The 12,374-nt window shown below is 38.0% G+C and carries 14 protein-coding genes and 2 tRNA genes; 2 read left to right on the plus strand and 14 right to left on the minus strand.

Annotated features, from left to right (window positions below; translation table 11 throughout):
- Positions 1–127: 127 nt before the first annotated feature.
- Positions 128–214 (minus strand) — tRNA-Leu (locus MRZ08_RS06370).
- 3 nt (positions 215–217) lie between these two features.
- Positions 218–294: transfer RNA gene (locus MRZ08_RS06375), tRNA-His, on the minus strand.
- 303 nt (positions 295–597) lie between these two features.
- Here MRZ08_RS06375 and MRZ08_RS06380 point away from each other — a divergent pair.
- Both MRZ08_RS06380 and MRZ08_RS06385 read left to right on the plus strand, forming a co-directional pair.
- Positions 598–1,203: a regulatory protein RecX gene (locus MRZ08_RS06380; RefSeq protein ID WP_297380741.1), complete on the plus strand. Its 606-nt coding sequence runs from the start codon at positions 598–600 to the stop codon at positions 1,201–1,203.
- On the plus strand, positions 1,200–1,466 hold the full coding sequence (locus MRZ08_RS06385) for a GIY-YIG nuclease family protein (RefSeq protein WP_297380743.1): 267 nt from the start codon (positions 1,200–1,202) through the stop codon (positions 1,464–1,466). Before MRZ08_RS06380 ends, MRZ08_RS06385 begins: the two co-directional genes overlap by 4 nt.
- Here MRZ08_RS06385 and MRZ08_RS06390 read toward each other — a convergent pair.
- The 12 genes from MRZ08_RS06390 to MRZ08_RS06445 form a co-directional block, all read right to left on the minus strand.
- On the minus strand, positions 1,441–2,364 hold the full coding sequence (locus MRZ08_RS06390) for a ribonuclease E/G (RefSeq protein WP_297380745.1): 924 nt from the start codon (positions 2,362–2,364) through the stop codon (positions 1,441–1,443). The two genes, MRZ08_RS06385 and MRZ08_RS06390, sit on opposite strands and share 26 nt — an antisense overlap.
- Entirely contained in the window at positions 2,361–2,984 is a 624-nt protein-coding gene (locus tag MRZ08_RS06395; RefSeq protein ID WP_297380747.1) for a hypothetical protein, read from the minus strand. The genes MRZ08_RS06390 and MRZ08_RS06395 overlap by 4 nt, the downstream gene beginning before the upstream one ends.
- 6 nt (positions 2,985–2,990) lie before the next feature.
- Entirely contained in the window at positions 2,991–6,443 is a 3,453-nt protein-coding gene (locus MRZ08_RS06400; protein ID WP_297380750.1) for a penicillin-binding transpeptidase domain-containing protein, read from the minus strand.
- 11 nt (positions 6,444–6,454) lie between these two features.
- The gene (gene mreD, locus MRZ08_RS06405) at positions 6,455–6,940 is read right to left on the minus strand and encodes a rod shape-determining protein MreD (RefSeq protein WP_297380752.1); all 486 of its coding nucleotides are present in this window, start codon (positions 6,938–6,940) and stop codon (positions 6,455–6,457) included.
- The gene (mreC, locus tag MRZ08_RS06410; RefSeq protein WP_297380754.1) at positions 6,933–7,826 is read right to left on the minus strand and encodes a rod shape-determining protein MreC; all 894 of its coding nucleotides are present in this window, start codon (positions 7,824–7,826) and stop codon (positions 6,933–6,935) included. Before mreC ends, mreD begins: the two co-directional genes overlap by 8 nt.
- Before the next feature lie 6 nt (positions 7,827–7,832).
- Positions 7,833–8,843, minus strand: coding sequence for a rod shape-determining protein (locus MRZ08_RS06415; RefSeq protein WP_297380757.1), 1,011 nt, complete (start codon positions 8,841–8,843; stop codon positions 7,833–7,835).
- A gap of 12 nt (positions 8,844–8,855) precedes the next feature.
- Positions 8,856–9,542: a DNA repair protein RadC gene (gene radC, locus MRZ08_RS06420; RefSeq protein WP_297380760.1), complete on the minus strand. Its 687-nt coding sequence runs from the start codon at positions 9,540–9,542 to the stop codon at positions 8,856–8,858.
- Entirely contained in the window at positions 9,520–10,053 is a 534-nt protein-coding gene (locus MRZ08_RS06425; protein WP_297380762.1) for a Gx transporter family protein, read from the minus strand. Before MRZ08_RS06425 ends, radC begins: the two co-directional genes overlap by 23 nt.
- Complete coding sequence (locus MRZ08_RS06430; protein WP_297380765.1) at positions 10,050–10,442, minus strand: NusG domain II-containing protein; 393 nt, start codon at positions 10,440–10,442, stop codon at positions 10,050–10,052. Before MRZ08_RS06430 ends, MRZ08_RS06425 begins: the two co-directional genes overlap by 4 nt.
- A gap of 90 nt (positions 10,443–10,532) precedes the next feature.
- Positions 10,533–11,336, minus strand: a complete 804-nt coding sequence (locus MRZ08_RS06435; RefSeq protein WP_297380768.1) for an RnfABCDGE type electron transport complex subunit B — start codon at positions 11,334–11,336, stop codon at positions 10,533–10,535.
- A 9-nt stretch (positions 11,337–11,345) separates the two neighbouring features.
- Positions 11,346–11,921 carry an RnfABCDGE type electron transport complex subunit A gene (locus MRZ08_RS06440; RefSeq protein ID WP_015778245.1) on the minus strand — a complete coding sequence of 192 codons (576 nt, stop codon included), beginning with the start codon at positions 11,919–11,921 and terminating at the stop codon, positions 11,346–11,348.
- Positions 11,922–11,934: 13 nt separating this feature from the next.
- The coding region (locus MRZ08_RS06445; RefSeq protein WP_297380771.1) for an Rnf-Nqr domain containing protein at positions 11,935–12,374 on the minus strand (440 nt) is incomplete at its 5' end.

A 12,374-nucleotide genomic window follows, 5' to 3' on the forward strand; every position in this document is an offset into this window, starting at 1 on the left:
TAAATATATGATATATTCATATGTAGTCAATAAGATGAGTAATTAGAATAAGCTATTCCAGAAAAACTCTAATCAATACTAATTAAAAATAAGCACAAAAAAACGCCGATCTCTCAGCGTCTATGTTTGGTGCGGGATAAAGGAGTTGAACCTTCACGGGAAAATTCCCACTAGATCCTAAGTCTAGCGCGTCTGCCAATTCCGCCAATCCCGCATATGGGGTGAGTAGTGAGATTCGAACTCACGGCCTCCTGGGCCACAACCAGGTGTCTTAACCAACTGGACCATACCCACCAAGCCATCACTATTTCATGATACCATCATTGAAGTAGCTTGTCAAGTTTTTCTAACAATTATTTTCTTTTTTGAAAGTTTCAATTGTCATATCTCTCTCTCAACAATAAATATAATACCACGTTTTTTATTTTTGTGCAAGTTTTTTTGTAAAATTTTTATTTTACTCCTACAAGTAGTAGAATAGAAACAGAGGTGAATTATGAAAAGTAGAAAAACTATACTTAAAATTTTTGCAATCGTGATTGCTATATCAATGATAGCACCTATTATCTATAGCGCCTACAATTCTTTTGCTAGTCTATGATTGTAGAAGAGATTGGATTTTCCGATAAGTACAATTTGTGCAGACTCAAAGTTTCTGGAGAGCTTTTTTATATTTCTTATGATCTTTTTAATGACCTAGATATAAAGAAGGAAGAAGAACTAGACTTTGATGTTTTTTCTAAAATCCAGGCTGACAATTCTTATAATAGGGCAAAAAATTATATACTAAATAGGATTTCCTATGCCAATAAGACTAGCTTTGAGATAGGAAAAATCTTGATGGACAAGGGCTATGAGTCTGATGTTACTGACAAGGTAGTCGACTTTTTGACTTCCTATAATTTGATCGATGATGAATCTTTTGTTAGAGGCTTCATTGCTGATAAGTCTTCGATTAATGGTTGGCCTAAGAATAAGATTAGATATAAGCTTAAGCTTAAGGGGATTCCAGATTCTTTGATCGATGAGAATTTGACCCTAATCGATGATGACAGGGAATATGAGAAGGCCCTTTATTTTGCTGAGAAAAAGGCCCGAGGTGATTATTCTTTCAAGATGAAAAACAAGGTCTACCGCCACTTAGCCGGTAAGGGCTTTGATTTTGATGTTATAGGAAGGGTTATGGGTGAGCTTTTCTCATGAGTCATTTTGTCTATATGCTTAGGTGTGCCGATAGGAGTCTTTATACAGGCTACACCACAGATGTCAAAAGAAGAGTGGCCGTCCACAATTCGGGCAAGGGGGCCAAGTATACTAGGGCAAGGCTCCCAGTAAGGCTCGTTTATTTCAAGGAAGTCTCCTCCATGTCTGAGGGGCTTAAGCTTGAATGTGCTATCAAAAAACTTAATAAAAAGAAAAAAGAGGACTTAGTCCGTGACTTTAACTTAGAAGATTTCTCTTCCTAAGCTCGGTCACGTTACTAGCTCCTCTTCTTTTTATGGTTATTTCAAATAAACCCATAGGGCTAAAGCCGAATATTTCACATTCTAGGTCGTAGTCTTTCGATTTTTCCCTAATGGCTTCTTCAATTTTTTCTTGGTTTTCGTTTCTTAGAAAGTCAATTAGGACCATCCCACCAATGTTTCTCGCCTTTAGATTATAAAGTATGGGATCTACTAATTCCATATTGATGTTTTCCAAGAACTTGTCCTTATTATTAGTACTTTTCTTACTATTAGAGTTGACATCTATTACAGTCATTGTCTCTAGCTCGTCTATGATTAGGGATAGGTCCCCATAGGTCGGTCTTTTTTCTTGGATTAATTCTACAAAATCCCTAAACTCGGCAAGATTTCCTATGTCAACTTCCCTTACTTCTAGTTCCTTATTTTCATCTAGATATTTATCCTTAAGGCTATTTTCATAAAGTAGTTTGGGTGTTGGGAAGAATTTTTCTTCTTGGATAAGTCTAGTTTTTAATTTTCCTATAGCTTCAAACTTCGCCTTATCTCTCCCCTTGCCTTCCTTTTGCTTGATTAGCCTTGCGAACCTTTTGACATAATAGCTATCATTTTCTATCTTAAAATTAAGAGATCCCAGGGCTAGCTTGCCATTTGCGGGATCTCTTACGTATTGGACAATGACATTGTCCCCAATCTTATAGGATGTTTTGGAGTTTAGATAGAGGGTTTTTCTCTTATCGTATTCTACAAAGTAGGCTCCTAGGGCGTCGTTTTTATTTACGACCTTACCCCTGTAGATATTGCCTAGGAGGGAGTCGTAGAATTTAATTTCCACTATCTTCCCCTTTTTTACTTTTCCCATAAGCTTTTCTTTTTCATCTACAAATATAAAGTCTGTCATTTTTTAAACTTCATCTTTAGCTTCTCGAAGAATGTTAGGTCTGGGACTATGACATAGTTATCATTGATAAAGTTGTCGATTTCTTTATCGAATCCCTGGCCTAGGTTGACATTTCCTAGGTAGTTTTTGCCGTATGATTCGATTTTTTCTTTGGATAATCTAATGTCTGTATCTGGGCTTGTTCCATTGATAAAGAAGCTATCTTCCGCTATTGTCTCTGGGAATTTTCCTGCTTCTACTATAAATACAGATTTCTTCTCATCGACAAGCTTTAGGTCAAGGGAGTCTATTACCAGATTTTTATATCCTTCTTCTTTGAGAATCTTATCAATGTCTTCCTTATCGATTTCTTTTTTATCCTCTAGGAGGGGAGCTATAAGGAAGTCGAGATTTTCGTCCTCCCTTACCCTTACTTCCTTGAAGTCATTGACCCCCTTAAGATAATCTGCCAAGTCATAGGTAATCATACCATCTTTACCGTAATAGTCTTCGATATTTGATTCGTTTCTTTTGGTAGAGACAAGGAGGGTCTTGCCAGTTTTTTTGAGCCTTTCCGCCAAAGCCACTGCAAACTTTACCCTGTCCTTGTCTATTTGTGAATTGATTATATAAACTTTCATAAGAGATTAATTCCCTTCGGTATTTTCTGTGTTGTCTGTCTCGTTATTTTGCCTAGTATTTGCATCTTCTGTTGGATGGTCTCCATCATTTCCATCAGGATTTTCGCCTCCAGCGCCATTTCCATATTCTACTTGTCTTATATCTTCACTAGAATCTCCAGAGTTTGATATGTCGACTTTAAGGTCGAAGTATTTGGCCACGATGTCCCTTACAATAGGACTTACATTGTAGCTGGTATCTCCCTGGGTTAGGATAACAGATACTGCAATTTCTGGATCATCATATGGAGCAAAACCAATCATCCAGGCATAGGATGAGTAGTCAGATCCGTCGGCGTTTTGTCCTTCTACTTCTGCTGTACCAGTTTTGACACCTATATCCATAGGAAGCTTGTTAAGAATCGGATTGTTTTGGGCTACTAGCAAGGCTCCGTATTTGATATCTTCAAGATGTTTGGTATCCTTGATGTCAATTCTTTTACTATCTGGAACATTTTTGAAGAGGACTTCTTTGGAATCGTGGTTGGCAATCTTATTAATCAAGGTGTACTTGTTTAGGTAGCCACCATTTGATATAGTAGCCATTACCCTATTCATCTGGATTGGTGTGTAGGCGTTTTGTCCTTGGCCTATTACTATATTTAGCATGTCAGTAATGTCCCAATTGGCTTGGTTAAGGAAGGTAAACTTTATAGTGTCTGCAAGGCCCGCTATTTGTCCATCGTAGATTCCTATTGGTTCATATCCCTTCTCATCCAAGAACTCTATTATCTTATCCCTAGTCCAACCTTCTGGATCGTCTGCGAATGAAACTATGTCCTCAATGTCCTTCTTGTACTCATCACGAGTCTTCTTTACTCCGTCCTTAATGAAGATTGTTAGGTTGTTTTCCAGGTATTTTTTGAGCATGGTCTTGGTTACTTCGACCTTCTTGCCGATTGATGGAATGTTTCCAACTGTTTCGTTTGGAATATTTATCTCGATTCCTGTCTTTTGGTCAAGGCCGAGTTTCTCCGCTGCAAGTCTTATATCGTTAAGCTCAAGTTTTACTCCAAGTGTGTCCCCGTCTTCTGGATTCTTACCCAAGGCTAGGGTGTAGAAGTAATAGTTACATGAATCTCTGATCGCCCCATAGAGGTTCTCTTCTCCATGAGTTTGTCCAGTCTCTGTCCAAATTAGACAAGAAAACCTTCTATTTCCTATATCCATAAAGCCGTGGCAGTAGTTTAGAGAAAGTGGGTCGAGTCCTTTTTCTAATGCTGCAAGACTTGTTACAAGCTTAAAGGTAGATCCTGGCATAACCGCTGTTTGGGTGGCTATATTAAGCATTGGTCTTGGTACTAGTGGTCCAGATCCTTCTTCTACTTGGAGACTCTCCCAATCTGATGCTGATACTCCAGTGGCGAAGATATTTGGATCATAGTCTGGGTATGATGCAAGGGCTAGGACTTCTCCAGTCTTAACATTGCTTACTACGACAGCACCACTTGCTGCATTTGGTGCAGACTTAATTGGTGAGAAGGTTCCGTATTCTGAATTGTAGCTTATCCCTTCTCTGATTGCTGCAAGAACTCCCTGGAGGGACTCTTCGGCTTGTTCTTGGAGGTCTCTGTCTATAGTTAGGTAGACATCGTCTCCTGGCTCTGATGTAGACTTAGATATAGTCTGACGTCTGTTACCAGAAGAGTCTACTGTTACTAGGCTTCTGCCGTTTTTACCCTTGAGGTTATCCTCATAGGATTCTTCTATACCAGTCTTTCCAATAATTTCATCCCTTAGATAGCCCCTGTCGTTTACGTACTTGTTTACTTCATCGCCTGTTGCGATTGGTCCCATGTAGCCTAGGACGTGACTTGCGAGGTATCTATTTGGATAATTTCTTATCGGGATAGTGTCGACTATGATTCCACTTGCCTTATCGATTTTTTCTTCGATCTTAAGGACTGTAGATTCGTCCAAGTGATAGACAATATTTATTGGCCTATATCCAAAGTTACCTTGGCGATTGAGCTTATTATCTATAGTTAGTATCCCTATAGCTTCTTGGTCGCTATAGTCTTCTAGCTTGTCTACTTTCTTAATGTAAGAAAGAATCTTTCCTGCGTCTTTTTCTTCTGAAAGGATGTCTACTACATCATCTGTGCTATTAGCCTTATCCTTTTGGGCATAGTAGGTGTAGAAGTCCTTCTCGTCTTTGGTGAAGGTATAGGTCCACTCTTCTGGGTCCTCGTCAGTGATGTCGATGTTTGGGTAAATATTGTTTTTGGTATTGGCGTTTTGGGCCATGTATTTGATATCTTCTGAAAGAATAAGTTTCTTAAGAAGTTTGTGCTCATCAGCAAGCTTTACAAGTTCGCTTACCGCAGATCCTGCTTGAGGGTTTTTGAAGCTTACATCAACTGAGTAATTGTTCTTATCGTCATCCTTTTCTGTAACTACTTCTGTTTCGAAGTTGGCGTAAATTCCCTTATTTTCAAGCTGTTCTATTAATATATTGGCAGGGATAATGTATTGACCTGAATCATCCACAGTCGCTTCTGTCAAGACTTCTTCTATAGTGGAGTTTTTGACAATTTCATAGAAGTCCTCGGCAGCAGTAGACTCGTAATTTATATTTGGGAAAAGCTTGTGGAGCTTGGCCTTTTTCTCTATGAAGTCTTCGTCACTTTTTACTGCATATTCCTTAAGGATTAAATCTCCTTCAAGGCCATTTTCCTTAAGCAAGTCATAAGCGAGCTTTCTTGCGTGAGGGTTTTGAAGAATTGTAAGAATTACCGACTCATCTTCCCCAACAGATTCTACTATCACGTCCAAGGGATCGTCGTTTTTGCCAAAGCCTATTGATTTTAATTTCTCGCCAGCATTTTCCTTAAAGCTTATAGCGAGCTCTCCGTCTTTTTGCCCAACATGGCAAGGAATATCAATCCCTCTTTTCTTTAGGGCAAGGAGGGCAGTATTGGCAGTTTCGTATTCGATTCCCTCCTTTTGGTAGGATGATGATATAAATTCTCTAATGAGATTATTTTCTATAAGAAGGCTTACTACCTTGTCCATAGGCATCTTCTTGTGGTCAAAGTATGTATCATAATCCTTGTACTCAAAGGAGTTTAGCCTTAGGTTAAAGTCTTCGGTGTAGTTTACTCCGTCTTCTTCTAGGATATCGACAAGTTTTGAGATATTGTCTATCTTCTTATCCTCATCCATGCTTGACATTTGGTCCTTATATAATTGGACCGTAAATGATGGGATTGATGTAGCTAGAATCTTACCGTTTCTGTCGTAGATATTTCCACGACTTGCTATTTCATCAACTTCTTTAACTTTTCTATTGTCAGACAGGTCTCTGTAGTAATCTCCCTTAACTAGCATAACCTTGCTTAGCCTTACGACTATGGCAAGAAATAATATTATAACTAGGATTTCTACAAAAATCAGTCTTTTTTCTTTTGTTTTTTTCACTTAAACACCCCTTATATTTTGTAGGTTGGAATGTACATGATTTTCTTAACTATAATATTGTAGATTAGATAAACTAGACTGTTTAGAAGAATTTCTGTGATTAGGGCTAAAGGCAAGTAATTTAATATATCAGCCCCAGGCTTTCCTAGGATAAAATATATCAAGGATATTAGAAGGAAGCTTCCTAGACTTGATATAGCTGTAACTAAGACTCCACTTGACTTAACCTTTGGAACTTTCAATTCTCCTACGATATATCCTATTAGATAGTATGACAGAGCCCTTACCCCAAAAAATGGTGTTAGGAGAAAGTCCTCCACAAGTCCTAGGACTAGTCCGCTTATACTTCCTGTCTTTCTTCCCAAAAATTGGGATAGGACAACTATAGCTGGTATAAATATATTGACATTTGCTCCAAATATATCTATCTTAGAAAATACAGATGTTTGGAGGATAAATGATACTAGTAATAATATAAAGGTCTTAAATTTATTCATCTATTTCTCCTTGATAGTCCCTATTTTCTATAACCTCATCTACGCTATATTGGTCGGTCTTCTTAAGGACCAAGACCCTATATAAGTGAGAGAAGTCAACTGGTGAGTTGAGGGTTATGTTTTTCCTTAGAGCATCTTCGCTCATAGTCACATTTGATACTGTTCCTATATAGATTCCTTCTGGGTACACTCCCCCAAGACCACTGGTTAGTAGGACGTCTTTAGTTTCTACTTCGCTATCTACATCTAGCATGTAGCCTTGGATAGTCTTTTGGGTGAAGTTATCGATTACTCCGTAGTCTCCGCTTTTGGAATTGACAAAAGAAACGTCATTTGACATGGAGTTTATTGTCTCAACCCTTGCTGTCGTCTCGTATACTTCTACTACCTTACCAACAAGACCTGTATAGTATTTGCTATCTCCTATAGCTTGGAGGATGATGTCGTTTTTCTCGATTCCGTCCTTTTTGCCCTTATCTATAGTGAAGTTTTTGGTCATAGAATTTGAGTCCGTATTTACAACTTTGGCCTTCATATAAGAGTTTTCTGACTTATCGAGGGCGTTTTTTTCGTCTTCTAGGAAGTTTTTCTTGCTAATTATTGTATTAAGCTTGGCATTTTCAATCTCTAATGCCTTGTTTTCTTCCTCTAACTTCTCTACAGCAGCCCTTGTCTCCTTAGATCCTAGACTTCTTTCAACTTGCTCCTTGATGGTAGAGGATATGGAATAAGTCACCTTTTCTACTGGAGCAAAGATTGTATTAGCTATATTTGAACCTGTTTCGTTAATTTTTTCTGTTTGGGAAGAGATTGTTATAAGCAAAAGCAAAACTACTAAAGTTGCTACAAAGCCCTTCCTATCTTTTTTCTTTCTTCTGTATGCCATGATTACCTACTTACGATATTTCACAAATCTGTCAGGATTATCTAAAATGATACCTGCACCCTTTATAGCATCTGTAAGAGGATCTTCTGATATATTTATCCTAAGACCTGTCCTGTCTGCTATGTATTCGCTAAGTCCCTTAAGACCTGTAAGGCCACCTGTAAGGAAGATTCCGTCTTTTTTGACATCGGAGCTAATTTCTGGTGGGATTTTTTCCAAAACTTCATAAATCAATTCACAAACATCATTGGCAAAAGGCATGACGCATTCAACCAAGTCCTTACTTTTAATTTCAACAGTCTTTGGCATAGCTGTCTCAAGGTCTCTACCATCGACCTTCATTGTATTATTTTTATCTGCTACTTTAAGGCTTAGAAGGTTCTTTTTGACTTCTTCTGCTGTGTTTTTACCTATTTCTAGACCAAGCTTGTTTCTTATAAATTCTGCAATCTCTTCGTCTATGTAGTCTCCCGCCTTGGCAATACTCTTTGTACTAATGATGCCATTTAGGGAAACTACTGAAGCCTCGCTTATACCCGCACCAAGATTAAGCATAAATATTCCTCTTGGCTCATCAGGGTTTAATTCCATTCCGTAAGCTGCTGCAAGGGTCTGATCTACAAGGATAACATCCCTACTACCTGCATGGAGGGCTGCATCTTCTACGGCTCTTGCTTGAATATCCGTGATGGAAGAAGGTACACAAATAACAACCCTTGGTTGAAGGAAGGAGAAGCCTCCATTTACCTTCTTGAAGAAATAATTGAGCAAGGCCTCAGTCAAGTTAAAGTCTGTAATTACTCCATTACTTATAGGTCTTACTATGTGGATTTTCTCGTGGGTCTTTCCTAACATGGCCTTAGCCTCTTCTCCAATAGCTAGTACCTTGGTATTATTTTCATCTAAAAGCAAAAAACAAGGCTCACTTGCTATAAGCCCTTCGCCCTTCTTGTATACTAAAATATTGCTTGTGCCAAGATCTATGGCAAAATCTGAAGCAATCATTCTAAAACTCATAATCTATACCTCTTACAAATTCCCTTCTTTTTTAAAACTATAATAACTACTATTTCCTATAACTATATGGTCTAAGACCTTGATATCCAAAATATCCCCAGCCTCTGCTAGCCTATCTGTGATGAGAAAGTCCTCAGTCGAAGGCTTTGGATTTCCGCTAGGATGGTTGTGGACTAAAATCATTGACTTAGCACTCTTTTTGATAGCAGGCTTAAAGACTTCCCTTGGATTTACTACAGTAGAGCCGAGATCACCTATAGAAATCACTTCCTTGGCTATGATAACATTTTTGCTATCCAGTAAAATAGCATAGAAGTATTCCTTCTTTAGATTAGAAAGCCTAGGACTCATGATATCATAGACGTCCTTGCTAGATGTAATCTTTTCTATTTTCTTATCTAGGACTCTTTCATTGATTCTTTTGCCTAATTGAAGTCCAGCAACAACTCTTGTAGCCTTAGCTTCCTTGATACCTCTGATATCAGTAAGTTCATTAACTTCAATTTCTAGAAGCTCCTCATAGGAAAAAATCTCAAGTATCTCCTTTGATAACTCTATTACATCCTTCTCCTTAGTACCGGTAGATAAAATTATTGCCAAAAGCTCATAATCGGTGAGGGAAGAAAAGCCTTCCCTGATGAGCTTTTCCCTTGGCTTATCATATTTTTCTAAGTCTTTAAAGCTTTTTGTCTCTTTCATTTCTACCAAATCCAATCTTTTCCATATGCCTTATAAGATAATTTGAACTAAGACCTACAAAGAATCCACTAAAAGTACCAATAAAGACTAGAAGTGGGAAATAGTAATACATCTTGATGTTTTCCATAACTATGGCAGATACTAAAACTTGACCAAAATTGTGGAAGAAAGCACCAATTTCACTTACTCCTATAAAGCTTAGGCTCTTGTCAAGATATTTCATAGCTAGGCTCATAGAAATACTTGCTAGGATCGCACCAGCTACTGAAAAAAAGAAGGAGCTAACCATACCCGTTGCCAAAACCAAAAGGAATGATTTAAGTACTCCAATCAAAAGAGCCGCCCTAAGTCCATAAAAGTACAAGCTTACTAGTAATATTATATTTGAAAGTCCAAGTTTTGCACCTGGAATTGGAATAGGTAGGGGAATAAAATGTTCAACTAAAGAAATCGCAAGAGCCATGGCTACAAGTAGGGCCATAGTCGTAATTTTTCTAATATCTTTATTCATCTAACCACCTTATCTATCTTATCTTCTCTACTATTATTAGCATCATCAGTAGAGTAAATTTCCATAAACAACCTATGGGGTAGGCAGATTATCGTTTCTCCTACATCATGAATTGGGGCCATGTGAACACAGATCTGGTCATTGCAATCAGCATCTGATACATAAGCCTTACCATCTTTTATCTTAACTATGTTAAAGTGTCCCCCATACTCGATTCTAAACTCATCGTCCTTATCTAGGGGAACTTCCTTGATAACTTTGGAATCTTGCTCAATAACCAAGATATTACCTTTCTCTCTCGAGGTCATCTTGGAAATAGCAAAGGCAAAAGCCAAAGAAAATATCAATAGAAATCCGATAACATAGATGTCTCCTTTTTTTATTTTCATTTTACACCTCAAGAACTAGTTTATCATTTTTATTGGGAGATTGTCAATTTTGGGCATAAGAAAACAGCGCAATTTCTTGCGCTGAAAATTCTATTCAAAAACTTCTATACATTTGTTTGGACATTTGTCTGCTGCTTGCTTTAGAAGCTCAGGATCGAAGTCATTTCCAATCTCTTCTACTGAAAGGAAATTATCCATCTTGAATGCTTCAGGATAGGTCTTAGCACAGATTGTACATCCTATACAAGAGTTCTTACAGTTATTTCTTGCGTCCTTGCCCTTGTCATGGCTTGAGCAAAGAACAACTTGTTTTTGGCTAAATGGAATTAGGCTAATGATATTTTTAGGACAAGTAGCAACACACTTACCACAAGCCACACATTTCTCTCTATCTACTAGAGCAACTCCATCTTTTACGTGGATTGCATCGAATGGACATACTTTCTCGCATGAACCGCATCCTACACATCCGTAGTTACAAGCTTTCTTTCCACCAAAAAGTGCAATTTGCGCTCTACAATCTTCAATTCCTGAATATTGGAAAAGGTCCTTTGCCGCTTCACAAGTTCCATCGCATTTTACAACTGCAACTTTCCTATCAGCTCCACCAGCAGATTCTACTCCCATTACTGCTGCTACAGCATCTGTAGTAGCCTTACCACCAATGGCACAAGCATCTACTGGGGCTTCACCCTTTGCGATAGCAGCTGCAAGTCCGTCACAACCTGGGAATCCACAAGCACCACAATTGGCACCAGGTAGGGCATTTCTAACTTCTTGTTCTTTGACAGATTTTTCTACGTGGAATTTCTCACTTACTACACCAAGGGCAACAGCAAAGACGAAACCAAGGATAGCGAGTACTGCTATTGGAATTATTATTGTTTCTAACATTGCTCCCTCCTATGCTAATCCTGCAAAGCCCATAAAGGCGATTGCCATAAGTCCTAGGGTCACTAGGGTTATTGGAACTCCCTTAAAGGTTTCTGGTAATGAGTTGTATTCTATTCTTTCTCTAATGTAAGCTAGAATTGTAATAGCTAGTGTAAAACCGATAGCTGCTGCTAGGGCGTAAACTATTGTTTCTACTAGAGTATATGATGAGTCGATTGCTTTTATTGCTACACCAAGAACTACACAGTTTGTTGTGATTAATGGAAGGAATACTCCCAAGGCGCCGTATAGGGCTGGCATAGATTTTTTCATTACTGTTTCTACTGATTGTACTAATGATGCGATTACTAATATAAATACAACTGTTTGTAAGAATCCTATGTTTAATGGATCTAATATGTAGTATTGGATTATCCAAGTGATAATTGAAGCAAGGGTTATAACAAATATTACTGCCATACCCATACCTCTTGCTGTCTCCACCTTGCTTGTTACACCAAGGGCAGGACATATACCTAAGAATTGACCGAGTACATAGTTACTTACGAAAATAGTTGCAATAATTATTGAAAATAGATTTCCCATAATATCTCCTATCTTATTTTCTCTTCTTTGAAATAGCATTAAATGCTGCAACTAACATACCAAGAACTATAAATGATGATGCTGGTTGTTGTAAGAATCCGATTGTATATGCTTCTGGAATTATTTGAGCTCCGAAAAGTGTTCCTGCTCCTAGAAGCTCTCTAAAGAAAGCTAGAAGGGAAATTGCAAATGTATATCCTAGTCCTTGACCAAGTCCATCTACGATTGATGCTACTGGTCCGTGACTTGAAGCAAAACCTTCCGCACGAGCAAGAATCAAGCAGTTAACTACTATTAGTGGAATAAAGATACCCAAGGATTCATCTAAGGCTGGCAAATATGCCTTGATTGCCATTTGTACCATTGTTACAAAGCCTGCTATGATTACGATAAAGGCAGGGATTCTTATTTCATCTGAAATGAAATTTCTTAGTAAAGAAATTACCAAGTTAC

Source organism: Anaerococcus sp., from assembly GCF_022770135.1.
Taxonomy (GTDB): domain Bacteria; phylum Bacillota; class Clostridia; order Tissierellales; family Peptoniphilaceae; genus Anaerococcus.